Annotated in this window: 25 protein-coding genes; 20 read left to right on the forward strand and 5 right to left on the reverse strand. The window is 44.0% G+C overall.

Annotation, left to right across the window (positions count from 1 at the left end):
• The first annotated feature begins 80 nt into the window (after positions 1–80).
• The 6 genes from AM586_RS28400 to AM586_RS24645 all read left to right on the forward strand — a co-directional run bounded on the left by AM586_RS28400 (position 81) and on the right by AM586_RS24645 (position 9593).
• Positions 81–2018 (forward strand): primase-helicase family protein, encoded by a 1938-nt coding sequence (locus tag AM586_RS28400; protein ID WP_162600590.1) that lies wholly within the window; start codon positions 81–83, stop codon positions 2016–2018.
• A 242-nt stretch (positions 2019–2260) separates the two neighbouring features.
• Positions 2261–4912: a DNA methyltransferase gene (locus AM586_RS24625; protein ID WP_060566771.1), complete on the forward strand. Its 2652-nt coding sequence runs from the start codon at positions 2261–2263 to the stop codon at positions 4910–4912.
• Between the two features lies 1 nt (position 4913).
• On the forward strand, positions 4914–6833 hold the full coding sequence (locus AM586_RS24630; RefSeq protein ID WP_047825448.1) for a DEAD/DEAH box helicase: 1920 nt from the start codon (positions 4914–4916) through the stop codon (positions 6831–6833).
• Between the two features lies 1 nt (position 6834).
• Entirely contained in the window at positions 6835–8100 is a 1266-nt protein-coding gene (locus AM586_RS24635; RefSeq protein ID WP_047825447.1) for a GIY-YIG nuclease family protein, read from the forward strand.
• 57 nt (positions 8101–8157) lie between these two features.
• Positions 8158–8739, forward strand: a complete 582-nt coding sequence (locus tag AM586_RS24640) for a hypothetical protein (RefSeq protein WP_204116200.1) — start codon at positions 8158–8160, stop codon at positions 8737–8739.
• On the forward strand, positions 8739–9593 hold the full coding sequence (locus tag AM586_RS24645; protein ID WP_047825446.1) for an abortive infection family protein: 855 nt from the start codon (positions 8739–8741) through the stop codon (positions 9591–9593). The genes AM586_RS24640 and AM586_RS24645 overlap by 1 nt, the downstream gene beginning before the upstream one ends.
• A 3-nt stretch (positions 9594–9596) precedes the next feature.
• Here the strand turns inward: AM586_RS24645 and AM586_RS24650 are convergent, their stop codons facing one another.
• Together AM586_RS24650 and AM586_RS28405 are read right to left on the reverse strand one after the other, a co-directional pair.
• Positions 9597–10640: an ArdC family protein gene (locus AM586_RS24650; RefSeq protein ID WP_082439524.1), complete on the reverse strand. Its 1044-nt coding sequence runs from the start codon at positions 10638–10640 to the stop codon at positions 9597–9599.
• 192 nt (positions 10641–10832) lie between these two features.
• On the reverse strand, positions 10833–11291 hold the full coding sequence (locus AM586_RS28405; protein ID WP_162600591.1) for a hypothetical protein: 459 nt from the start codon (positions 11289–11291) through the stop codon (positions 10833–10835).
• A 179-nt stretch (positions 11292–11470) separates the two neighbouring features.
• On the opposite strand from AM586_RS28405, the gene AM586_RS24655 reads away from it, so the two are divergent.
• From AM586_RS24655 to AM586_RS24675, 10 genes are all read left to right on the forward strand, one after another.
• Positions 11471–11932, forward strand: a complete 462-nt coding sequence (locus AM586_RS24655; RefSeq protein ID WP_060566775.1) for a hypothetical protein — start codon at positions 11471–11473, stop codon at positions 11930–11932.
• 150 nt (positions 11933–12082) lie between these two features.
• Positions 12083–12226 (forward strand): hypothetical protein, encoded by a 144-nt coding sequence (locus AM586_RS28410; RefSeq protein ID WP_162600592.1) that lies wholly within the window; start codon positions 12083–12085, stop codon positions 12224–12226.
• Positions 12227–12278: 52 nt separating this feature from the next.
• On the forward strand, positions 12279–14594 hold the full coding sequence (locus AM586_RS24660; protein WP_082439525.1) for a DotA/TraY family protein: 2316 nt from the start codon (positions 12279–12281) through the stop codon (positions 14592–14594).
• A 111-nt stretch (positions 14595–14705) separates the two neighbouring features.
• Positions 14706–14891, forward strand: coding sequence for a hypothetical protein (locus tag AM586_RS28415; protein WP_162600593.1), 186 nt, complete (start codon positions 14706–14708; stop codon positions 14889–14891).
• A 132-nt stretch (positions 14892–15023) separates the two neighbouring features.
• On the forward strand, positions 15024–15176 hold the full coding sequence (locus AM586_RS28420) for a hypothetical protein (protein ID WP_162600594.1): 153 nt from the start codon (positions 15024–15026) through the stop codon (positions 15174–15176).
• A 165-nt stretch (positions 15177–15341) separates the two neighbouring features.
• Complete coding sequence (locus tag AM586_RS28425; protein WP_162600595.1) at positions 15342–15524, forward strand: hypothetical protein; 183 nt, start codon at positions 15342–15344, stop codon at positions 15522–15524.
• Between the two features lie 139 nt (positions 15525–15663).
• Complete coding sequence (locus AM586_RS24665) at positions 15664–18027, forward strand: type IV secretion system DNA-binding domain-containing protein (protein ID WP_082439526.1); 2364 nt, start codon at positions 15664–15666, stop codon at positions 18025–18027.
• Between the two features lie 152 nt (positions 18028–18179).
• Positions 18180–18365, forward strand: coding sequence for a toxin-antitoxin system HicB family antitoxin (locus tag AM586_RS28430; RefSeq protein ID WP_162600596.1), 186 nt, complete (start codon positions 18180–18182; stop codon positions 18363–18365).
• A 276-nt stretch (positions 18366–18641) separates the two neighbouring features.
• Positions 18642–19550 carry a hypothetical protein gene (locus tag AM586_RS24670; protein ID WP_060566777.1) on the forward strand — a complete coding sequence of 303 codons (909 nt, stop codon included), beginning with the start codon at positions 18642–18644 and terminating at the stop codon, positions 19548–19550.
• A gap of 11 nt (positions 19551–19561) precedes the next feature.
• The gene (locus tag AM586_RS24675) at positions 19562–19921 is read left to right on the forward strand and encodes a hypothetical protein (protein ID WP_060566780.1); all 360 of its coding nucleotides are present in this window, start codon (positions 19562–19564) and stop codon (positions 19919–19921) included.
• Between the two features lie 117 nt (positions 19922–20038).
• Here AM586_RS24675 and AM586_RS24680 read toward each other — a convergent pair whose 3' ends face one another.
• Genes AM586_RS24680 through AM586_RS28435 form a run of 3 tightly spaced genes read right to left on the reverse strand, consistent with a single transcriptional unit; the run spans position 20039 to position 21260 of the window.
• The gene (locus AM586_RS24680; protein WP_060566782.1) at positions 20039–20713 is read right to left on the reverse strand and encodes a hypothetical protein; all 675 of its coding nucleotides are present in this window, start codon (positions 20711–20713) and stop codon (positions 20039–20041) included.
• Positions 20713–20964: a hypothetical protein gene (locus AM586_RS24685; RefSeq protein WP_060566784.1), complete on the reverse strand. Its 252-nt coding sequence runs from the start codon at positions 20962–20964 to the stop codon at positions 20713–20715. The genes AM586_RS24680 and AM586_RS24685 overlap by 1 nt, the downstream gene beginning before the upstream one ends.
• The gene (locus AM586_RS28435; RefSeq protein WP_162600597.1) at positions 20961–21260 is read right to left on the reverse strand and encodes a hypothetical protein; all 300 of its coding nucleotides are present in this window, start codon (positions 21258–21260) and stop codon (positions 20961–20963) included. The genes AM586_RS24685 and AM586_RS28435 overlap by 4 nt, the downstream gene beginning before the upstream one ends.
• 405 nt (positions 21261–21665) lie before the next feature.
• On the opposite strand from AM586_RS28435, the gene AM586_RS24690 reads away from it, so the two are divergent.
• From AM586_RS24690 to AM586_RS28445, 4 genes are read left to right on the forward strand one after another with little or no spacing between them, the layout of a single operon-like run.
• Complete coding sequence (locus tag AM586_RS24690) at positions 21666–22073, forward strand: hypothetical protein (RefSeq protein ID WP_060566786.1); 408 nt, start codon at positions 21666–21668, stop codon at positions 22071–22073.
• A gap of 4 nt (positions 22074–22077) precedes the next feature.
• Positions 22078–22392 carry a hypothetical protein gene (locus AM586_RS28440; protein WP_162600598.1) on the forward strand — a complete coding sequence of 105 codons (315 nt, stop codon included), beginning with the start codon at positions 22078–22080 and terminating at the stop codon, positions 22390–22392.
• On the forward strand, positions 22389–22619 hold the full coding sequence (locus AM586_RS24695; protein WP_060566788.1) for a hypothetical protein: 231 nt from the start codon (positions 22389–22391) through the stop codon (positions 22617–22619). Before AM586_RS28440 ends, AM586_RS24695 begins: the two co-directional genes overlap by 4 nt.
• Position 22620: 1 nt before the next feature.
• Positions 22621–22797, forward strand: a complete 177-nt coding sequence (locus tag AM586_RS28445) for a hypothetical protein (RefSeq protein WP_162600599.1) — start codon at positions 22621–22623, stop codon at positions 22795–22797.
• The last annotated feature ends 28 nt before the right edge of the window (positions 22798–22825 follow it).

Below are 22825 nucleotides of genomic sequence, written 5' to 3' on the forward strand. Positions count from 1 at the left end.
ACCTTCGCCAAGATCGCTTTCACAAATACCCATAACTAATAAACGAGGAAATGGTAGACAGATAATTTAAAGGTATCTCTATGAATAATAATAAAAATAATGAAAATGTCAATAACGACGGCAGCAGTTTAAAATCCCTATTGCAAAAAGTCATTGATGGCACAGCTACAGAAGAAGAGAAAAAAACGGTTTTAAATCTTGCATCCAATGACCAAGCTAAGCCCGAAGCTGAGCCACTAACGGACGCTTTTGGGGGCGTCTATAATTCTGATTTGATGTTTGATGGAATGCTTTTTTCCACCAAATACGACCTTCAAGAATACCTCAAATACAAAGAACAGTTTAAACACTCATGCATCGTTGATGTCAACGGCAAGCCAGCCTTCGTCACCAAGAAGAAACTAAAAGACGGTACGATTCATGAGAAATTTATGACCTTTCAGAATGCGAAAGATTTCTATCTTCAGGAACACTTCAATGTCGTTGACTTGTCAAAAGGGCTTCCGAAGAAAACTACAAAACACTTCTTCCCTATGTGGTTAATGGATAAGTCAACAAAAAAATATGATCGCATTGTATTTGAGCCAAATTCGGAGAAAGTAGAAGATAGCGATTACAACCTTTGGGAAGGCTATATTGAGCCAAAGGCAGGTTCAATCAAACCTTTCATGAGATATGTAAAGAATCTGATTGTTGGCACTAAACAAGACAGGAAACACTTGATACAGCTGCTTGCCTGGACGGTTCAGAACCCTGGAAAGATTGCCGAGAACTGCATTGCTGTCAGAGGACCGCAAGGAGTCGGTAAAACAAGTTTAGGAATGCATGTAAAGGCAATCTGCCCAAGGCACACCAAGACATTCAAAAATTTTGATTTCATGACTGGATGGAATGACCACACCAAAGAAGTCAAATATTTTTTAATGGAAGAATCTGTTTGGGGCGGCGAAGTCAGCAAAGAAGGCGTTATCAAAGACTTCTTAACAGGCGGAACGAGAGAAATAAATACCAAATATTTTTCTGCTTACACCATTCCAAACTACTCTTTTTGCATTTTCACCTCCAACGAAGATTGGCTTGCCCCTGTCGGAAAGGGTGACAGAAGGTTTAATGTCTTCGATTGCAGAGATGCCAAAAAGGGCGATCACGAATATTGGAACAAATACTACGAATGGCTTTATGGAGAGGGAAAGCACTACATCATGCATCTTCTCTTGAACCTAGACTTATCTAAGTTCAAGATCAAAGAGACTGTGATGAACGAAGCAAAAGCTGATACGCAAGCTCTAAGCTTCCGTGGAATAGATAGATTCATCCATGCTCTTCTAAGCAATGATTTAGAACTATTCGAAGCGGACGGAACCCACATTGATCTTAGTCCTTGGGATGATGGCGAATTCAAGATTGACAAGCATCTAATTATTACAGCAGTCAATGCGCTTCTAGGGAAGAATTCCATCTCACCGCACGCCGTATCCTCCGGGCTCAACAAAATCTTCAAGTTTGAAGACAACTGGAAGACTAGGTGGAAGCGCAGCAATGGCATGTATTTCTACAAACTTCCTTCCAAGAGGGAATGCATGGAACTGTTTTCTAAACATGTAGAAATTCCGATTGACAAGCTATTCACTGACTGCACAGTAGCGGCACCGAAACCAAAGGCAGAGCAGCCCAACCAGGTGCATGCCCAGGTCAAGCTAGAAGCACCTCAGAAGCCGCTCCGTGCGCCTGTAGTCACATCTGTAAAGCCAACCACCGCAAAGACGCCTGAACCCGTTAAAGAGCCGATGTCTCACACTTCTTGGACTCTTGATGGCAAGGAATACCATCTCAAGTTCGCTTACGACAAAGCATTGAAGGACAAAGGGATAGAACAGCCACAGCCGAGCTTCGGTGCAGGACCAAGAATGGATGAACTACTTGCTGTGTTGCGCAACGAGAGTTCCACTGAGGACGAGCGAAGCCAGGCACAAGAGGAAATACTGTCCATTGCCTATGAAAAGCATTCGTTCGGCTGAAGAGATTAGCTACTGTAGGGAGAAGTGCCGGGACTAGTAGCATTGTCTAGCGTGGCCGGTCACCTACCTGATACCTTGTTACCTTGTCAATAGAAGAAGTCGGTCTAAGGCAACACGCCGAGACCGATTTTTTCGTCTTTTCGGCTGCTTGTGGTATGGCCGTTAACTAGTCTTCCTGTTACCATTAATCAACACAACGGTCTGTAAGACTCGGCAAATTATTGCATAACTGACAATAACACATGAACATCGCTCAGATTGAAGAAAATGTCCAGAACCTCCTGAAGACATCAAGCCAAGCAAATTTTATCTACGACCTGTTGGGTGCATACGGAAAACCCAAAGCGTCAATCAAGAGGCTTCAGACAACAGGGACAGGCAGCTACAACCTAGCCAAGAGCGAACACGAGGTTCTATGGAAGAAGAACCTCTACTTCAAGGCTGTCCCAGACGACAGTATTCATAGCATTATTGACAACATCAGAAAAGACCAAGCCATCGCGAAGCACGAGCCGCGCTTCTTGACGGTCACGAATTTCAGCACGCTTCTTGCCGTGGACACAAGAACGGGTGAGACTTTGGACATCCCCTTCGTGGACCTCGGAAAAAACTTTGACTTCTTCCTGCCGTGGGCCGGCCTAGAAAAGACACGGTACATTCCGGAGAACCCGGCGGATGTCAAAGCAGCCGAGAAGATGGCGAAGCTGTTTGATCTCCTCAAGCAGGACAACCCTGCTCAGGACGAGAAATCAGTTCACGCACTAAATGTCTTCCTCTCTCGACTTTTATTTTGTTTCTTCGCAGAAGATACTGAAATCTTCTCTAAAAGCCTTTTCACAAACAGCATTGGCTCGCATACCGCAGAGGATGGCAGTGATCTCAGCATCTATCTGGAAAAGCTCTTCGATGTCCTGAACACTAAGGATCGTACTAAGTACGCCCAATATCTTCAAGCTTTCCCATATGTGAACGGAGGACTGTTCGCAACGAGATATGCGATTCCGCGTTTCTCGCGCAAGTCAAGAGCCATGTTGATTGAATGCGGATCGGAGCTTAACTGGTCGCAAATAAATCCCGACATTTTCGGCTCAATGTTCCAAGCGGTTATCCATCCTGACCGCCGCGGAAACATGGGGCAGCACTACACCTCAGTCCCGAACATTATGAAGGTGATAGAGCCGCTTTTCCTTAACGACCTGTACGAAGAATTCCGCCGCAGCGAAGATAGCCCGAAAAAGCTTGATGCACTCCTACGCCGTATCGAAAAGATTAAAGTATTTGACCCAGCATGCGGCTCCGGCAATTTTCTGATTATTGCTTACAAGGAACTGCGTAAGCTCGAAATGGAAATCTTCAATCGGTTGAAGATCATTTCTCCACAGATGGGGCTTGCCTTATCCGGCATTCAATTGTCCAACTTTCATGGCATTGAATTGGATGATTTTGCTCACGAAGTTGCGATCCTTTCGCTATGGTTGGCTGAGCACCAGATGAATGTTGCTTTTAAATCGAAATTTGGTAGCGCAAACCCATCCCTTCCCTTGAAACAAGGAGGGAATGTCGTTTGCGCTAATGCGGCTTCAGTGGACTGGAGTTCTGTTTGTAAAAATAGCGGGGAAGACGAGATTTATGTCTTAGGAAACCCTCCATATCTCGGCGCACGCCAACAAAGTAAGCAGCAAAAAATTGATATGGATCATACCCTGGGTGATATAAAAGGGTTCAGCGATCTTGATTACATTTCAATCTGGTTTGTGAAAGCTGCCAAATATATTAGAAAAACGAAGGCAGAGTATGCGTTCGTATCAACTAACTCGATAGCTCAGGGTGTGCAGGTATCTCTGCTGTGGCCTCAAATCTTTGCTTTAGGGCTTGAAATTTCATTTGCCCATCTATCCTTTAAGTGGACGAATAGCGCAAAAAACAACGCTGGAGTTACTTGCGTAATTATCGGCATTAGACAGGTATCCGCTAAGCCTAAATATCTTTTCAACGGAAGCCATCGCCTGGTGGCTAATAATATTAACGGCTATTTGGCGAATGCCGATAACGTACTTGTCGAAAGCCGAAAGCGCGCACTTTCCGATCTGCCGCCCATAAATTACGGAAGCTTCGCCCTTGATGATGGGAATTTTACGCTAACAGTCCAAGAGCGAGATGAAATTGTGAATGCGGCACCGGAGGCTAAACAGTATCTGAGACCATTCATCGGAGCAAAAGAACTTCTTCAAGGAGCTGAGCGCTACTGTGTATGGCTCGCGGATTCGCCCGATAAAGCGATGAAGATCGCAGCTATCGCGGAACGGGTCGCAAAAGTTAGGAAGTGGAGAATTGAAAGCGAACGAGAGGCAACAAGAAAGCTTGCGCAGACGCCTCACCTCTTTGCCGAAATCCGCCAACCTTCAGCGTCCTATCTCGCGTTGCCGACAATTTCTTCAGAACGCAGAAATTACTTGCCCGTAGCATTCCTTGAAAAGGAAGTTATCGCATCGAACCAGATTTATGTCGTTCCGAACGCCCAACCTTTTCATTTCGGACTGCTTTCTTCCAAAATGCATATCGTTTGGGTTAAAGCGGTATGTGGCCAGCTCGAAACGCGCGTTCGTTACTCGGCAGCTATTGGATATAACAGTTTCCCGGTCCCATCCATCAGCGATTTGAAAAAGCGTGAAATTGCCGCCTGCGCTTTAGAAGTGTTGGCTATTCGAGAAAATTACTCCGAAAAGTCACTTGCTGACTTATACGATCCCGACGACATGCCTGCCGATCTTGCTGAAGCACATCAAAAGCTAGATAGAACTGTTGACGATTGCTACAGCAAAGCTGCAATGCAGTCGGACGAAGATCGGCTCAACTGCCTTTTCAAGCTGTACGAAAAAATGACACGGAGCTAAGATGCCAAATATCGTCGATGTCACATATGCTCAAACTGGTGAGAGCACCAAGACTAATAACATGGGCATGCGACACATGCAGCAGCGTGCCTATGAAGCTAGAAACAGCCAATACATTCTGCTGAAAGCACCCCCAGCTTCTGGTAAGTCTAGAGCGCTTATGTACCTTGCGTTGGCAAAGCTCAATGAGCAAGGAATACGCAAGGCAATCGTCGCGGTTCCGGAGCGCTCTATTGGTGCATCTTTTGATAGCACCAAATTGTCCGAAAGCGGATTCTTTGCTGATTGGACAGTGAAGCCAGAAAACAACCTTTGCACCCCCGGAGGTGAGAACGGAAAGGTTAAGGCATTCGTTAGGTTTATGCAGAGCAATGATCGGATATTGGTATGCACTCATGCGACTCTTCGTTTCGCATTTGAGGCTTTGGAAGAATCTGATTTTAACGATACCCTGCTTGCGATAGATGAGTTTCATCATGTATCGGCAGATGCGGACAACAAGCTAGGCATCCTGCTTGAAAGCGTGATGAACAAGTCAAATGTGCATATCGTTGCAATGACCGGTTCCTACTTCCGCGGCGATAGCGTTCCTGTTCTTCTGCCCGAAGACGAAGAGAAGTTCACGAAAGTTACATACAACTACTATGAGCAGTTAAACGGTTACACTTTTCTAAAGTCGCTTGGCATCGGATATCACTTCTATCAAGGAAAGTACACCTCTGCCGTTGGGGAAGTGTTAGACACGGATAAGAAAACCATACTTCATATCCCAAGTGTGCAGTCCGGTGAGTCGACCAAGAAGAAGCACGAGGAAGTAGATACCATCCTGGACACCATCGGGGTAGTCGTCAAGCAGGACCACGAAACCGGCGTAATTTCCGTGAAGCGTCACGGTGACGGAAAGATTATCAAGGTTGCTGATTTAGTTCACGACGAACAGAAAGATCGTGACCGTATAGTTTCATACCTAAGAAATATTAAGGCGCCAGAAGACATAGACTTGATTATCGCGCTCGGCATGGCGAAAGAAGGATTTGACTGGCCGTATTGTGAACATGCTCTAACGGTCGGTTATCGTGGCTCACTTACTGAGATTATCCAAATTATCGGACGCTGCACGCGCGACAGCAGTAACAAAACCCATGCACAGTTCACCAATTTGATCGCTCAGCCAGACGCGGCAGACGATTTGGTTAAAGTTTCGGTGAACAACATGTTGAAGGCGATTACCTGTTCGTTGCTCATGGAGCAGGTATTGGCCCCTAACTTTAAATTCAAGACTAAGCAAACCGACGACGACACCAACGGTCCGGGTGAAATCAAGATTAAGGGCTTTAAAGAACCGAGCACCGCCCGCGTTAAGGAGATTATTGAATCCGACTTAAACGATCTGAAGGCTATCATTCTTCAAGACGATCAAATCATCAAGGCTCTTCCTGGCAATGTGGACCCAGAAGTGCTCAATAAGGTGATGATCCCTAAGATCATCAAGATTAAGTATCCTGATCTGAGCGACGCAGAAATTGAAGAAGTTCGCCAGCATGTCGTGGTTGATTCTGTTATCAAGAATGGAGAGATCAAGGAAGAAGGCGATAAACGATTTATCCGTATGGCTGGTAAGTTCGTTAACATTGACGACCTGCACATTGACCTGATTGATTCAATTAATCCGTTCCAAGCCGCATTTGAGATTTTATCCAAATCAGTAACTTCACAAGTCCTAAAGCTGATTCAAGAGACTATAGAAGCTACTCGGATTGTCATGACCGAAGAAGAAGCCATTCTTCTTTGGCCGAAGGTTAAGGTTTTCGTCAAAACCTATGGTCGTGAGCCAAACCTGAATGCGGTTGACCCATTGGAACGGCGCCTTGCCGATGCCGTGGTTTACATCAAGAATCAGCGTAGGCAGCAAGGGGTCTAAGGTGGACAAGGACAAGCTGCTCAAGCTCTTAGAAGATGACGACCTTGGGATACTTTCTGTGAAAGCAAAGGGCTCGGCAGCTCTGAGTGCTGACGACCGCCTCGTGTCTTCGTTTAAGGAAGTCACCGACTTTGTTAAACAGCACGGTCGAAATCCCGAAGCGAACAAGAGCAACATGTTAGAATTCAGGTTGCATAGCCGCTTGGCAGGCTTACGCAACAATCGAGCAAAGGCCGAATTACTGCAACCCTATGATGAGTTCGGCTTACTTCCGCTGACAAACATCTCGCAGGACGCGAGTGCACCGGCTCCTTGCCCCGAAGAAGCTACAAGTGCTGATGATCAAGCTCAGCGCTATGGCGAGTCTGAAGTGGCACAGGATAAAGTCTATCAGTCCCTTAAGGACATCTTCGCGGACGACGATCTAGGCATCCTAGATGACGGGCCTGAAAGCATCTTTAGGCTTAAGAATGTTCCGACCAACATAGAGATGCCTGAGAAGATCGCTCAGCGCAAGCCGTGCAAAGATTTCGCCAATTTTGAGCATCTTTTTAAGCAATGCCATGCTGAGCTAGCCGAAGGCATACGAGAGGTCAGATCCTTTACAGGGGAACAGCAGATCAAGGAGGGGCACTTTTTCGTCCTCCACGGCGTCATGGTCTATGTGGCTGAGGTAGGGGAGAAGGAAACCAAGAACGGGAAGGTCAACGCTCGGCTTCGTTGCATTTTTGAAAATGAGACGGAATCCAATATGTTGCTTCGGTCCCTAGCAACTGAGCTATACAAGGATGAGACCGGACGCCGTATCTTGGATCACCATGACAAGGCGCTTGAGGACCTGGAACTGATCAAGGAAGACGACAAGCAGACCGGCTACATCTACATCCTTCGGTCTCTCAGCAAGCAACCAGAGATTGCGTCCATTGCCAATCTATACAAAATCGGGTATTCCACGACTCCGGTTGAGGAACGGGTGAAAAACGCTGCGAAAGAGCCGACTTACCTGATGGCTCCTGTGAAGATCGTTACCGCATTTCAGTGTTACAACCTCAACCCGCAGAAGCTGGAGCATCTTCTCCATACTTTCTTCGGCACCGCGTGCTTGGCTGTGGAAGTAGTTGACACCGAAGGGAAGAAATCAATGCCGCGGGAGTGGTTCATCGCACCGCTGCATGTGATTGAAACTACCGTTGAATTGCTGATCAATGGCGAAATTGTCCATTACAAATATGACCAGCAAACGCGAACGATCACGCCAAGAAAATAGTTAAGCATGCGGAAACCTAGATCAGTTGACACCTTGGAGACGCTTGGGCGGGTAAGGTTGTCCAAGTCCTTCTATATGCGAGAGTTCCTGTATAGCGAAATAGCGAACTTTTATGGCGTCCAAAACATACCTGATGATCCTGACTTAGCGATTGAAGTAGGCAGAAGGCTATGTGAAGAGCTTTTGGAGCCGCTGAACGCAACATTCGGCAGAGTAGCGATCCGTTCCTCTTTCCGATCCTGCTCGGTGAATGAGCTCGGCATCGGTAAGCACAACTGCGCAAAGAACGAGAGCAACTATGCAGGCCATATTTGGGACCGCAGGGATGCCGAAGGGCTGGCCGGCGCAACCGCGTGCATCGCTATTCCTTGGTTCACGGATAAATATGAGGACGGCGCCGACTGGCGCTCTCTCGCATATTGGATACACGACCACCTTCCGTATAGCGACATGGAATTCTTTGATGGTAGCGGAATGTGCACCTTCAATCTCTCTTGGCATGAGAAGCCAAAGAAGAATGTGACCAGCTGGATGAGCCCTCGTGTGCTCCTAAAAAACGCACATAACGAAAGAGGGTTCGCGGACTGGTATCAAGATTTTCCACCACTGAAGACATCTTTCAAGAGAATCTCTGACTGATGAAGCTGGCTCCGTTCACCATCAAGCACCTGGCCAAGATGATCGCGGGCGACACAGAAGGTTGGCCGTACCGAAGTGGGCCCGACCTTGTGAAGCTCTTCAATGAGTATGGCTTCCGCGATGTATATGAGCAAGGCTTCCCTACCCGATACATCTTCGTTGAAGAAAAGTTGAGGGCTCTGAACGGAAAGGATGTCCTCAGGGAGCTCATCAAGGATCTGCTAGACTCGCGTAACTGGATGAACACGCAGAAGGAGTTGAAGCCCGTAGAGGAATGCGCAGCCCAGGTGAGTGACCTTCTGAAGTATGACAACTATGAGGTCATCCGTGACAGGATGTTCTTCAAGGTCAGAAGCCTCAGCGGTTCGCTGATCAGTGTGGAGGTTCCTTTCAAGAAGCCTTCCGACATCACCGAGATCGCCATTGAGGAGCAGATCAACAAATGCCGGGACAAGATCGCATCCGAGGACTATGACGGTGCGATTACCAACGCACGCTCCCTTGTGGAGACACTGTTGATATCCATTGAAAGGGAGCTTGACAGCAATGCTCCTGACCCGGATGGCGATTTGGTGAGGTCTTACAACCGTGTGCGCATCCTGCTGAACCTTGATCCGAGCCGCAAAGATGTCTCTGATGCGCTGAAGCAGGTATTGTCCGGTCTGTCGTCCGTCGTGCATGGACTAGCTACTATGCGCAACAAGATGTCGGACGCTCACGCCACATCCTACAGGCCAGCTAAACATCACGCCAAGCTTGCAGTGAACGCCGCTAAAACAGTCGCAGACTTTCTCTTTGAAACGATGGCATACCAAAAGACTAAGGGACTTTTACCTTCCAAAAATAGAAGTTGAAGCCTAAGCCCTTATAGCGGAGCTTTTTTTCTTCTGTTCGGTTCTAGATAGTTCTAGTTGAACTTTCTCAGATCGTTCTTGCTTCAACTTCAACTCTTCTTTGTAAGCGTTCAGATGTTCCATCTGATAATCAACGGCCTTGCCGGCCTGAGTAGCAGCCTTTGAAATGAATGTCTTATCGTTCTTTAAGACTTGCAGCCACGACTTGAGATAGGCGGCAATGTTCTCATGCATCGCTGGATTATGCTGGACGCCCAATTCAACAGCCATGAAACTTGAAGTCAACTCCGCAACAAGTTCTTCCTTAGCATAGCTTTCCGAGCCGAAGCCACCATCCATTTTTCTACCCAATGCCGGCCCTGTGCTATGTCCTAGTTCATGACCTAGAACGGCGGCATACATCTCACTGCTTTTGAAGTGATGGCGATGGGGCATGTTGACCAGGTGCTTACCAGGTGCATAGTAGGGCATCATTTGGTCAGTGTGTTCCACCGTCAAACCTGTTCTGTCCTGAAGCGCCTCAGAAAGCAACTCCACCTCTTCAATCGGCGCAATCTGTCTTGTAGGCGTCACATAGGGTTCTATACCTTCAATCTGTGAGCAGTTAAAGATCGGATAGTATCTGAAGCTTATCTTCTCTTTGCCATTTTCATCACGAACCGGAATAGCTACACCATTCGCATCCTTCTTGATATTCCCTTCCTCATCTTTTTCGTAGGCCGGAATAACTTTTTGGATGTAACTCGCCTTACTTCCCTTCGTTAGCTTTAAAGGCGTTTTCGTTTGCTTAGACAGCGTTTGCATTTGGTTAAAGGTAATCCATCTAGGATCGGCAAATTCCTCAGTCATGAGAATGGCTACATTGGAGCCACGATACCTCTCACCCGTAAAAGAGTTTCTAGGCCATTCGGGACTGAAGACAAACGGCTTATCCCACTTCAAACCCTTTTCTTCGCTTGCTAACGCTTCTTCAATACGAGCAATGAACTTGTCAGTAAGTTCTTGCTGATAGTCGCGCTCAGGCTTCTTTCCATTATTATTCGCCATAGTGTTCCTCTTCTTATTGTTGTTCTATCTATCATAGCGAAATAAAAAATAAAATCAAAAAAAGCCCCGATCCGTTAAGGAAAGGGGCTGCTATGTTTGCCATCTTGTGATGGCTATCTTCTCTTACTAATGACTTCTCGTTTTAGCAATTACATGCTTGACCTTTTCGCTTGGCGCCATCGCTATTCAACATCATCCTCCGCAGACAGTCGTATAGACTGGAACCCTGTAGGCATCTACCTGACACACATTACTTTGTGCATCATTCCTCAATGTCCCTGCATAAAAAGGGTAAGAAGGCGGAGTAAAACCACCACCGCAATTTGTTCCGTAAAATGTTCTAGACCAATATTGCACTTCACCCACTGACGCATCTCTCCAACCTGATTGAACGGTTTTATATGACGAACATTCGACTGTGCCATTTTGGGTAATATAAGTCGTTTGGGTAGGCTGAACAATATAAATAGTTTGGGTGGGGATGGACACGGCTCTAGATTGCCCATCATATGCACCCGTGCTTGGTCGCTGTTGCATGGCTTGTCTGTATCCACCAATGTTTAAGCTAGTGCTATCTCCTGCCTGTGCGAATGAATTATTTGATAGTGCTATCGCCGCGAGCGCCACAACTCCTATTAAGCTCTTCTTCATAACATCTCCTTATTAAATTGTTATATATAATATGTAAGAAATAAAAAAGGCAAAGTCAATATTGTTTGCTTAAAAATCGGATCCCTTTTAACATTTTAGATTTTTTAAGCAGATACTATTGACTTTGAATTTAAAATCAATATAACTATTAATATAGCTAAAATAACAAGGAGATTGCTATGTTTAATTTAAATTTAAAAGAGCGCATCAAGAATGTTGGAAGAAAAAATGTTGAGTATGCGGGAAAAATCGTTGGAGTTCAGGCGATTAAAGAGACTACAGGTTGGGTCGTTCAGTTGGCAAAGGTTGCCTTCATCCCTAAGAAATCTACAAGAGTGGAGAGTTTCAACCAGGCACAAGCCAGGCTGATGGTGACAAACGAGGACATTGCCCACACCAAAAATATGTTCACTCTGAGCTTCTATGTCTCGCTCCTATTCGCGTTGTTCTGCTTTGGGGGAGCTATTCATTACTTCATTGATGGCGCGACAATCGGAATATTCACAATGATCGCCATCATGCTTGTATGCCTTTCTAACAGCTTCAAGTTCTCTTTCAGAGTCTACCAAATCAATCATAGAAGCTTGTGCTCAGCAAGAGAATGGTTCGCAGCTAAAAAAGAATGGTTTCCTAAAATATGAAGTAGGTCTAGGAAAACCGCAAACCCCTGAAGCCAGCATAACAAGCTGGCTTTTTTATTTTTCAAATATATAAAATATTTAAGCAAATAATATTGACTTTGATTTTTAAGATGATATATGTATAAGTATAACAACAATACGAGGAATATCATGACTTACCTTTTAATCGTAGCTGCAATTATCACAGCTTTCTTTATGTTTAATACTAATGCTCTTTATAATGTCGTCTATGACCTACTGGATGCATTGATTGAAACTTCCAAGAAAGTGATTGCTAAGGTTTCAGGAAATTAAGGTTTGAACTCAGTAGAAAAAAACACATAAAAACAATAATAAGGAGAAAAATATGAGATTTTTATTTTATTTGCTAGCTATGTTGCCGGGTTTGGCACAAGCACAAGGCACCTTTGAACCTGCATCAGGTTCAAAGGCAATGGTTTTACTAGCAAGCCTGTTCGGTGGTTTGGAGGTCTTCGGCTCTTCAGGCGTTGATCCATTCAAGGAGGTTGTGTCTGTCTTCAATGGCGCCGTGCTGATGATTGGTGGCCTCCTGGTCGGCTACAACATCGTAGCGGGCACTCTGAACACCGCTCATGATGGCGAGCTACTAGGCAAGAAGTTCTCATCCGTATGGCTACCAATCAGAACTTCCTTGGGAACCGCCCTGGTTCTTCCTGTGTTCGGTGGCTACTGTGTGATGCAGAAAATGGTCGCAATGGTTATTGTCATGTCCATTGGACTTGCAGACCAAGCATGGATTACCTATGTCTCAAAAGACAACCTACAAAAGAACATTCAAATTGGTTTGGTCAGACTAGATGCTAAGCAGCTTGGCTATACCATCCTGAAGTCAGAAGTCTGTATGGCAGCGTTGAGTAAGGTAGTGACAAACAATCCTGATGCTGCAATTTTAGGAGGTGGCAACAGCATCTTTGGACCTACTACAAAGACCCTTGCCGATAGCACTACACGCATTGAGTTCGGAGATAAAAACCAATACAACGGCTTCGCCACTGACACATGCGGATCTATTGAGGTCCCAAACAGCCAAGAGGTAATCACATTCCCTGTGCAAACCGGCATTTGGAGTTCTTCAACAGCATTTGCTGACAGCCAAGCGAGAATGGAACGCATCGTAGCAGAGCAGAAGAACCAGCTGAACACAATGATTACTGCTATGCAGTCTCAAGCACAAACCCTGGTTTCATCAGGCACAAAACTAGACGCTAAGGCTATTGACAAAATCATCAATAACTACGAGTTGGCAATAAGGGATAAGGCTGCTTCCGAAATCTTAGGAATTGATGTGTTTAAAGAAGTATCTTCCAATGCATCAAACGATGGATTTATAGGTGCAGCTACTTTCTACAACAAGATGATTTTCTTGACTGACCTTGTTCAGAGAAGCATGGCAAAAGTCCCGACCGCAAAAGGACCGTCTACCGCGAACATTGCGAATACATTTTACGACACATATGAGCAGAGCTTTCAACCGTTGCTTGCTACTTTAGACGAGACAGCAAAAGGGCGCCAATATGGTATCTCTTACGAAGCCGGAGGCAGCAATAACCAAGCAAAATGCGATGGCATGATTGACTGCTTTTCTAAAAAAATTGATATCAATGCAGTTGTGAAGTCCACCTTCACCGAAGGCAGAAGAAGCTTCGTGTTCCAACAAGGTGAACATCCTGTGATGGCACTTAAGAGAATCGGCAACAGCTTCTTAATGTGGGCATCCGGGTTGTTCATTGCTTCGCTCGCTCTATGGGGAACAATCGCACAAGCACCTGGTTGGGCAGTAGGACTAGCCGCGGCATTTTTCACCTTCGTTCCGATGTTAGCTGTAGCTGGCTTCACCTTGAGTTTCGTCATTCCGTTCATGCCAACAATCATCATCGTATCCGCTATCTTGGGATGGTTAGTGATGTGTGTAGAGGCAATCTTTATAGCACCATGTTGGGCAGTCATGCACTTAACAGCTAATGGCGATGATATGGTTGGTTCAGGAGCACAAGGCTATCGCCTGGTCTTGAGTCTGATGCTAAAGCCTGTTTTATTAGTATTCGGAATCATCGCTTCAATTGTGTTGCTTCAAGTGATGGGTGACTTCATTGCTTCAATCTTCCAAGATACTTTCTTGTCTCTCAACGAAGACTCACCACTACTGATCTTGGTTCTATCATCTGTGTTTTACGGTTTAGTCTACGGTTCACTAATTCATACAGTGATCAAGCGAATCTTCAATCTGATTACAGAGGTTCCTGATTCTGTTCTTAAGTGGATTACCAACAGCGATAATCAGCTAGGACAGTCAGCAAGCCAAATTGCAGGTGGAAATGGGGCATTCGTTGCTGCTGCTGCTGTGGTAAGTAAAGGTGGCGAATCAACTGCGAGCTTAGGCAAAGACTTAAAAGAACAAAAGAAGGCGCTTGATAAAGAAGAAGCAGCTTCCAAATTTGAGTCAATGGATAACAAGGTTGTTGGGCAGCATGGCAATGAAGTAGGTTCAGGAAATGATAGTTCTTCTGAATCGGGTTCAAAGGGTGGAAATTCATCACAATCTTATGTTGACCTTGCGAAAAGCATGAACACAGCAAGCAACCAGGGAGGGGGAGGTAAGCCTGACGCTGCACCTGAAGCACCTAAAGATGGCAAAGATTAATAAAGCAGCTTTTAAAAGAAGTCACCGCAAGGTGGCTTTTTTATTTCGTGTAGCGCTTGACGGTGGTAAATAAATAAGTAATAATATAGGCAATAATAAAAGGAGGAAGCAATGAAATCAAAAATTTGGATGACCGTTAAGTTGATCGCGATCTTTGTTGTTGCTTCTCCGCTTATTTTAACTTTAGTTGATAGTGCGGTTTCTCGTTACAACAACCACAGAATTCAAGCAGCAGTAGCAAAATCATTCTATGATCAAGATAATCAACAGGATAAGATAGCAAGAAATTCTAAGTAAGCTCTACCTCTTTTTTTTAAGACCACTCTTCGGGGTGGTTTTTTTTCGTCTAAATTTTTGGAGTCTTTTAAGCAAATACTATTGACTTTTGATTTTAGTTTAATAGGATTTGTAGAAAAGGTAGGGTGAGCTATGTTTGACGAAAAAGAAGAATTGAAGCAAATGAAAGAAGATTTGGAAGAGGTATCCAAAACATACAAGGCAATTAAAGAGATATTGGTTCTTCTGTTGCTTCTCGCAGTTGTGATGGTGGTTCATTCCGACAAGTTAGGAATCTTAAAGTGAGAAACATATGAATAACCTAGAAATATTTAAAATGAAGCAGCAGATAGAAGGGCTCAAGAAGCATATTGATTACATGTATGCCCTAATCTTCATCATTATTCTAATGATTTGGCCTACTGCAAGCTACTTACTAAATCACGGAATCTTTAGATAAAGGAGAAGAAGATGAGCAGAGAAGAATACTTTAATTCGCTATATAAACAGCTTGGAAGATGGAGGTTGGTGCAGCTAGAGGCTGCAAGGCATCCTTCTCTCTATCCCGACAAGTATCAAATCATGGTGTTTAGAAAAATCCAAACATTGGAAGAGGCCATTGATAGACAATTAAGGATGAGGGGATTCGAATAATGCACCATACATCTCATGAAGCCGGCGTAACAAGCTGGCTTTTTTATTTTGGTTAAAAATATTTAAGCAAACAATATTGACTTTGAAATGCCTTTTGCTAGGCTTGGAGAAACATCTAATAATAATAAGGAGAAAATAGATGGAAAAAGAAAAGGTAAAAATTCTCTTGCCTGGTGAATCACTACCGCAGGACACGACACTTAAAACAAAGCATCCGGTCTCTTCAATAGTTGTCGGTTTGCTTGTCACATTCATTTTAACAAGCATTTTGTTTCCAATTTTGTGCAAGGACTATCCATTCCATAATCCCGACAAGACAACGCTTGAGCTACTAGGCCATTATTGGAATTTAATCTTTGGACTGATCTCAACATCGTTCGTAAGCACAGGATTTAAATACAACGCCTGGTTGTTCTCCGAGGCAAACAAGATGGGAGTCGCATACGGGCTATTGTTCAGATGGCTAGGCTGCATCGGGATTGGTTCGGCGTGCGGTATCTACATCGGCTTGAAAACCTATGTCGCAAGAGGTGGAGTGATCCACAAACGAGGCATGCAGGTTCTAGAAGGTCTACAAGCCTATTTTGAGCTAAAGGGGCTGTTCAATACAGAGTGTATCAATCCGAAGACCAAGAAAAAGGATAACGGTTCTGGTCTACTTCTCGCTGTAGATCCTGGTGTTAAGTTTGATCCGAGGAAGCAAACTTTGGACGACCTGAAGCCGGGAACCTTCATTGAAAAGCCGCAGACCGTGGAGACACAGCACTCAGTTGTTGTAGCACCGCCGGGCTCAGGTAAGACCCAAAGCACTCTCTACAGAGTCGCCCAAAGCTACAACCGAATCAAGAGGAAGGAGCGCAAGGTAAGGATGCTGATCTGTGACACCCCGAAGGATGATTACAGCCGTTTCATTCATCCCGAAATGTGCCACACGGTTGCCCCACACCTGGCCGGAAGTGTTCCTTGGTGGGTTGGTAAGGACATTTGCACAAGAACCACTGCAACAGACTTTTGGGCCGGAATTATTCAAATCAAAGAAGGCGAGGTTTGGGGACCAGCTAGTATCACGACCGCAACAGGCTTAACTTTCTTCTTGCAGGCAATGGCAGGTATGCATTGGAACTTTGGGATGCTCGGTCACTTAATGACAAAGACACCGCAAGAAGTTGAGCCAATTCTAGCCCAATACCATCCTGAAGCCCTTCAGATCATTAGAAGTGGCGAGGACACAGTAGGAAGCGTTTTAATGAACCTTGCAAGCTATACAGGCTTCTTGATTGAGCTTGGAAGGATATGGGATGGATTCGACACTAAAAAGGTCATTTGCCAAGCGACAGCAGGAGCACTTAAGAACTCAAAATATGTAGACTTCGTTAAAAGAGATATGCAGCAAACCATGTTTTTAGACATGGAAGAAAAAGCAAATTTTCTATTACAGAGCAATGATGGAATAGAAAACGATTCCATCGTCAACGGCGTCATGTTCAAGGCAGCTTGCATGCATTTGAATAACATAAACAAAAGCTGGTCATGGAAAGATTTTTCCAGCCTGGTAGAGATGAACTTTGAAGAGCAGAAAGCTATCCTTCTCCGTGCCCCAAATCTAAATGATATTGAACGAAATTACATAGAAGTAGCGAAGACTGCACCAACACAGTGGCTAAAACTTTGTTCCTATGTCTATCACTATCATAGGGAATGGGATCGCTTGGAAGGAGCGGAAAAACTATCTATCGGGGATTGGCTTCAAGATGACAGCAGCGAGAAGCGAATTCTCATACTGAAGCCATCTTCATTGAACAAGACTCTGACCAAGAGCCTTATTCGTGCAATCCTTTCATACTCCAACAAGGTGATTTTAGATAAGTTACCCGACGATTCAAGCAGGCGATTCAGTCTCATCATTGATGAATTCAACAGCTATGGCAACATCAAAGACTTCATCGGTGATGCCTTGGAAATGTATCGTTCAAAGGGTGTTTCCATTACCTTTTGTTTCCAAGATTTTTCTCAGCCTAAAGAAACCTATGGTGAAGCCTTCGCTGACTTCTTGAAGTCCATTCCTGGAAGTCTCGCTATCGTCGGTGCAAACTTAGGCAAGATGGCTGAAGAGGTCAGTCAAATTATAGGGGAGAGGACAATCGCAAAAAGCCACCGAAGCACGAGTTATTCCGATGGTGGAAAGTCTACAAGTGAGGATCTACAGGAGCATCAAGAGGTGGTCATTACGGCCGATGAGGTCAGCAGTAAGCTAGGCGCCAAGAAATCTAGAGGAACGCTGAGATACCTGTATATAACAAAAGGAGCTCCAAAGAATGCTTATATCATTGAACAGCCTCTTATGAACTATTACGATGGCAAAGGGAAAAATAACAATGGATATGACCCTATGCCCGCTGAGTGGGTAGGTAAGCCATACGAAGAACCAGAGATTGAAGACATTCACCAAATTTGGAACAGAATAGATATATACAAAAGTCTTGACGAAGCAAACGAATCTTAAGCTGAGCACTAAACGAACCACCGAAAGGTGGTTTTTTTTATGCCTAACGATCTTCTTAAAACAAATTAAAAATATTTTAAGCAAATGCTATTGACTTTGAAAAATCTATTTCTTATAACTTATTTAGACAATAAAAACAATAAGGAGATGAAATGTCTAACCATAAAAATCCTGCGGAGGTGCGAAGCCAACAAATCAATCTTCGCGTCACTCCCATAACAGATCAAGCATTAAAAGAAAAAGCTAAAAAGACCGGTTTGTCCGTGAACTCAATCATTTGCTTATGTCTTGACCTCCAACTTGACAATGTTCATGGGAAGGGTAAGGACAAACAATGAGCAAAATTTTTCAGATTATTCCGATTGCCTACCTTCCGAAGAATCCTGACTGTAACGCTTGCATAACTTGCACAAATGCAGAATGGCTATTAAATGAGGTTCATACAAAAGGCTCAGACATGGAGCTAGATGCAAAATGTTATTGTCATAAACTGTTCACCTATACATGGGGGAACGGAGCGAAAGAGAATGTATATGTTTGCACTGGCAATCCCGAATTTGTTCCAAACTTGGAAAAACTTAAATTAAACAACAACAACTAAAAAAGGAAATTATATGAAAAAGGAAATTAACACTGAGATTCAAAATGAAGTTTTTGAAGAGCTTGACCAAAGCATTGACATCGTTATCCAAGAATTAGGTGGAACCGGGAAGTCATACATTGCCTCAACCTTGGGGGATATGTATAGATTCTACGGTCAGGAATGTGCGATGTTCTGCCTAGATGTGGAGCAAAATATTTCGCTCACCCGTTTGGGAGAAAGAAACTCAAGTGGGGTTCTACTGCCAATCCAATCTGATGCACGAAAAGGAGTTGTCACGATTGACATCTTGAACCAGCAGAACAAAGAAGCAGGCATTGCAGAGAGGGAGGCTAAGAAGCTACTTGACTCATTCATGACCGATGCAAAGCGTTCTGTATATGACTTCCCTGGACAAGGTAGAAGCCAATTCCAAAAGATTTTTAAAGAAAACGAGCTCGGCTACGCCCTAGAAATGGCGAACAAAAATGTGAGGGTCATCATTCCGGTCAGCGAACAAAAGAGCCTGGTCAGTGTGAGCAAAATTAGAGAGATGTTCACCTTCAGCGGGGATCTCGCGCACCTAAACAATAGAATCAAATTCTTCGTGTTCTTCAACCCGATCAGAACAACCAATGTTGACTTGACCTATGATGAATTCTTGACCACTAAGGAACACCAAGAATTGTCCAAGTTAGGGAATAGATATGTTCCGTTCTGTCTCCAAAATGTTGATAGCAATGTGTTGAAAGCCATCAAGGATAAGCCTCTTTCTTACCACTACGATTTTGAAAAGAAGAGACCAAAGAACTTAGAGGAAAATGCAGAGCTTCAATCAATTGGAATGATGAATACGGGGATCGCAATGCGAAGAGTCTTCCTGGACCCAACACCTGGTAAAGATTCCGGCTTCTATCACATCGTTCCTAAATACTTTATTTGAAGAGGCATGAGATGAGAAAAGAGACTAAACACAACACTCTCATTGGCGCCACGACCGCAGACAGAGAAAGGCTCTCAAAGTTGGCTCACAATCTGAACATTCCGGCATACAAGGTCTTATCTGTCCTGCTGGTCATGGTGGAGAACAGCGAAATTGACATCAAACGAGTTAGGCAGCTTCTAGTTGAGTTGAAGACCAAAGTAGAGACTAGGATCGGCTCAAACCGTAACGATGTGGAGAAGCTTGCAAAGTTGTCTAGCGAACTGAGAAAGCCGGCCTACAGGATTGCGTCCGTTCTGATTTCTATGCTTGAGAACAAAGAGGTTGATGAAACAAGGATCAAAGAACTCTCGCTAACGCTCAACACTTGAATAACAAAGCCCCGCAAGGGGCTTTTTCACGAACAGAAATTTGGACAAAGAAAAATTGAAGTCTACTCAAAGGGGAAGCCACCGTTAGATATAGTGGTTTCTCTGCTTATGTGGGGTTTAGATTTTTTTGTGGGTCTTCAGGAATTCATACAGATCGCCGTATTTGATTTTTTCTCCAAACGGATAGTGAGCAGCTTCATATAAGTTGTGGAGATTCCCTTCAAGGTAAGCCGCTTTCAAGAAGCAGGTAGCATCTTCCAAGTCCTGTGTCCACGGCTGAACCTTTTTACCGAACCTGTAGCGGTCATATGCTTCTTCAAAGGCAGCTTCCACCTTCTTGTTGTTCCAACCAAGAGCCTTCAGCTCTTCAAGGCTTCGCTGAACAAGCCCACCTGGTAGCACAGCCCTGGAAAGCTCCGCAGCATGAGCAGAAGCCACAGGAGAGGGACTTGATACCGCACCAGTCCGATCGGCGCCTAGCACGGCATGAACACGGCTAGAAGGCTTCCTGGTCCCCTTAGAACGGTTCACACCTCGTTCCTCGCGAACCAAGTTCAGATACAGCCCGATCATGCTTTCGCTCACCTCATGCCCATCCTTCTCGCACATGGCAGAGATGCGCTTGTAAGCAGACTGACCAACCTGCTTACGAATCTTCGGATTTCTCAGCATGACTACCACTTCCATCATGGAATCATAGTTCTCACGAAAATAATCAATTTTGGAATCGCACGAACCATGTCCGCCGTGATCTTCCTTGAATTGTTCCAACTGTTCTTTGAAGCTCATCATTAACCTCTCAAAGCCGTAACTCTTTTATACAAAGCGGTTATTTTCGATTCAATTCCAGCAATCGCACGGTCGTATTCTTCATGGCTCGCATACTTGATTAAGGCATTTGAATACTTCTCATGCTTTAACTGAAGATGGTCTTGCATCAGTAAATCTAAGTCCACATCAAGCGTGTAGGCAAGCCAAGAATCATCAGCCTCTTCGTTGATACCCTCAATCTCTTCGTGTTCGTAAATCACATCATCGTTCATTTTGTTCTCCTTTTATTATTGTGTGTTTCCTTTCTTAGCCTGGCAAAGATTGTTGTTAGCTGTTCGCAGCTAATTTTTTCGCCATCTTTCTGATAGATACCACGATACGCCAAGGCTTCAGAAATGTATCTGTAGATACTTCTTCCTCCACCGTCGTTGTAGCGATTCGCGTTGAATTGCTCAACCAACCCAAGCAAGTAAAGATGATTTTTGCGAACCGTATCAGTTAAATTCTTTCCAAGAATTTCTAAGGCGTCGCCAATACATTTAATCTTAAGTTGCTCAAATTCGTTCATCTATCAATTTCCGTTGCTTGCAACTACATATATCAAAATAAATTTCAATTGCAAGAGCTTAAAGTATAAATTCTTTATAAATAGAGTATAAATATCCACTAAATCCCTAATAAGCGAATATAAGAGAATTATAAAAGATCTATAAATTCAGCGATAAGTTACTATAAGAAAACCTAAGCGACTATAAAACCATATAAAAGCAACACCTTAAAAGCGAGTTTCTTTTTCTCAGCACCCTACTCAATATACCTTCGGTATCTTGTTTTTGGTGCCCCTTTTCTTTATTTGGAGGGGCTTCAGAGCATCTTTTTTAAAATTGTTTAGGTATATACCAGAAAAAAACTTGATTTTTATTTTCAAACCGGTATTACTTTAATAAGAAGAATAAATTTAAGGAGCAGAAAAATGGGTGCTTGGAATGGTAGTGGTAATTGGGTTTGGAGCTACGAGGAAAAGAGGGCATACAAAGAGAAGAAGAGACAACAATCTCTTGCAGACCTGGCGGAAAGAAGAAAAGAGACTAAGAAGCTTTTTTTGAACTTGACAGAACTGAAGAGCTTCCTGAATAGCAAAGACATTGATAAATATTTCAGCAAGCCGAGCAAGGAAATTAAAATTAAGTTCGGAGTGATGAAGCTATACAAGATAGAGAAGGTTCTTTCTGTTATTAGGAAGCGCAGCCTTCAAATCAAAACAAAGAAGTGTTTTGAGCAGATAGAAAACGAAGAAGTTAAGCGAGAGGTTAGATGTTTGGAGTTAGATCAAAAGCTCTCTACTAAAGAAGCAGCAACCAGAAAAATAATTAAAATATAAGGGGATGGAAGTGAACGAATTGATACAACAGCGAATTGCTCAGGTTAAGAAAACAATAGAAACCATTGATAAGGTTTTCGCGGATAGAGAGTATTCTGGAAAAGAAGTCCGCGACTTCTTAAGAATCGCACAGAGACTAATGGAATGTGGTGAGTTGCGATTCGGAAGTGAGGGAGAAATCACATACTTCCCTGAAACCATGCCCCTTATCGTAGAAATAATCTTGTCCTATACAAGAGCAGTAAGAAAGATTGAGCTAAACAACTTAGAGAGTTGGCTTGCAAACTCACAAGTGCGAATGAGTGGGGAGCAGGTATGAAAGAACAAAACTACCGTGGCTTCTACATGAAGATGTTTGAAGCAGATGATAAGAACCTGGACTTCCTCATGAAGACTGAAAAAATTGCGAACCAATCTGAAGGAATTCGTAAGGCATTGGCGCACTACAAGGAAACCCACGAAATGCTTTCTACCTTGAAGCATCTATTGGCAGAACAGCAGAAGACCAATCAAGTTGTATCAGCACTTTTGTTGAAAGGAGCTTGATATGAAGAAATTCAACATAGACGAATTTAATAGATTGACATACATGAAGGCTTTGGAAAGAAACAGCAAGGTGGGCAAGCCTCTCTCAGCTTTCCAATTCATACATGCGGAAATAAAGCAGGATGAGCATTTCCCTTGTCAGCATATTCACCTTACTCTTAAAGGATGGGACAAATAATGTGCGGAACTATACAAGGCTATCAGAA

It is taken from the genome of Massilia sp. WG5 (genome assembly GCF_001412595.2).
Taxonomy (GTDB): Bacteria; Pseudomonadota; Gammaproteobacteria; order Burkholderiales; family Burkholderiaceae_D; genus Telluria.

Bases quoted from the DNA above. Each gene is read 5' to 3' on its own strand.
- AM586_RS24625 (WP_060566771.1), top strand. From the start codon at position 2,261: ATGAACATCGCTCAGATTGAAGAAAATGTCCAGAACCTCCTGAAGACA.
- AM586_RS24670 (WP_060566777.1), top strand. From the start codon at position 18,642: ATGAAAAAGGAAATTAACACTGAGATTCAAAATGAAGTTTTTGAAGAG.
- AM586_RS24665 (WP_082439526.1), top strand. From the start codon at position 15,664: ATGGAAAAAGAAAAGGTAAAAATTCTCTTGCCTGGTGAATCACTACCG.
- AM586_RS28405 (WP_162600591.1), bottom strand. From the start codon at position 11,291: ATGAAGAAGAGCTTAATAGGAGTTGTGGCGCTCGCGGCGATAGCACTA.
- AM586_RS28415 (WP_162600593.1), top strand. From the start codon at position 14,706: ATGAAATCAAAAATTTGGATGACCGTTAAGTTGATCGCGATCTTTGTT.
- AM586_RS24655 (WP_060566775.1), top strand. From the start codon at position 11,471: ATGTTTAATTTAAATTTAAAAGAGCGCATCAAGAATGTTGGAAGAAAA.
- AM586_RS24660 (WP_082439525.1), top strand. From the start codon at position 12,279: ATGAGATTTTTATTTTATTTGCTAGCTATGTTGCCGGGTTTGGCACAA.
- AM586_RS24650 (WP_082439524.1), bottom strand. From the start codon at position 10,640: ATGGCGAATAATAATGGAAAGAAGCCTGAGCGCGACTATCAGCAAGAA.
- AM586_RS28420 (WP_162600594.1), top strand. From the start codon at position 15,024: ATGTTTGACGAAAAAGAAGAATTGAAGCAAATGAAAGAAGATTTGGAA.
- AM586_RS28425 (WP_162600595.1), top strand. From the start codon at position 15,342: ATGAGCAGAGAAGAATACTTTAATTCGCTATATAAACAGCTTGGAAGA.
- AM586_RS24645 (WP_047825446.1), top strand. From the start codon at position 8,739: ATGAAGCTGGCTCCGTTCACCATCAAGCACCTGGCCAAGATGATCGCG.
- AM586_RS28410 (WP_162600592.1), top strand. From the start codon at position 12,083: ATGACTTACCTTTTAATCGTAGCTGCAATTATCACAGCTTTCTTTATG.
- AM586_RS28445 (WP_162600599.1), top strand. From the start codon at position 22,621: ATGAAGAAATTCAACATAGACGAATTTAATAGATTGACATACATGAAG.
- AM586_RS24685 (WP_060566784.1), bottom strand. From the start codon at position 20,964: ATGAACGATGATGTGATTTACGAACACGAAGAGATTGAGGGTATCAAC.
- AM586_RS24695 (WP_060566788.1), top strand. From the start codon at position 22,389: ATGAAAGAACAAAACTACCGTGGCTTCTACATGAAGATGTTTGAAGCA.
- AM586_RS28400 (WP_162600590.1), top strand. From the start codon at position 81: ATGAATAATAATAAAAATAATGAAAATGTCAATAACGACGGCAGCAGT.
- AM586_RS28430 (WP_162600596.1), top strand. From the start codon at position 18,180: ATGTCTAACCATAAAAATCCTGCGGAGGTGCGAAGCCAACAAATCAAT.
- AM586_RS24680 (WP_060566782.1), bottom strand. From the start codon at position 20,713: ATGATGAGCTTCAAAGAACAGTTGGAACAATTCAAGGAAGATCACGGC.
- AM586_RS28440 (WP_162600598.1), top strand. From the start codon at position 22,078: ATGGAAGTGAACGAATTGATACAACAGCGAATTGCTCAGGTTAAGAAA.
- AM586_RS24630 (WP_047825448.1), top strand. From the start codon at position 4,914: ATGCCAAATATCGTCGATGTCACATATGCTCAAACTGGTGAGAGCACC.
- AM586_RS28435 (WP_162600597.1), bottom strand. From the start codon at position 21,260: ATGAACGAATTTGAGCAACTTAAGATTAAATGTATTGGCGACGCCTTA.
- AM586_RS24675 (WP_060566780.1), top strand. From the start codon at position 19,562: ATGAGAAAAGAGACTAAACACAACACTCTCATTGGCGCCACGACCGCA.
- AM586_RS24690 (WP_060566786.1), top strand. From the start codon at position 21,666: ATGGGTGCTTGGAATGGTAGTGGTAATTGGGTTTGGAGCTACGAGGAA.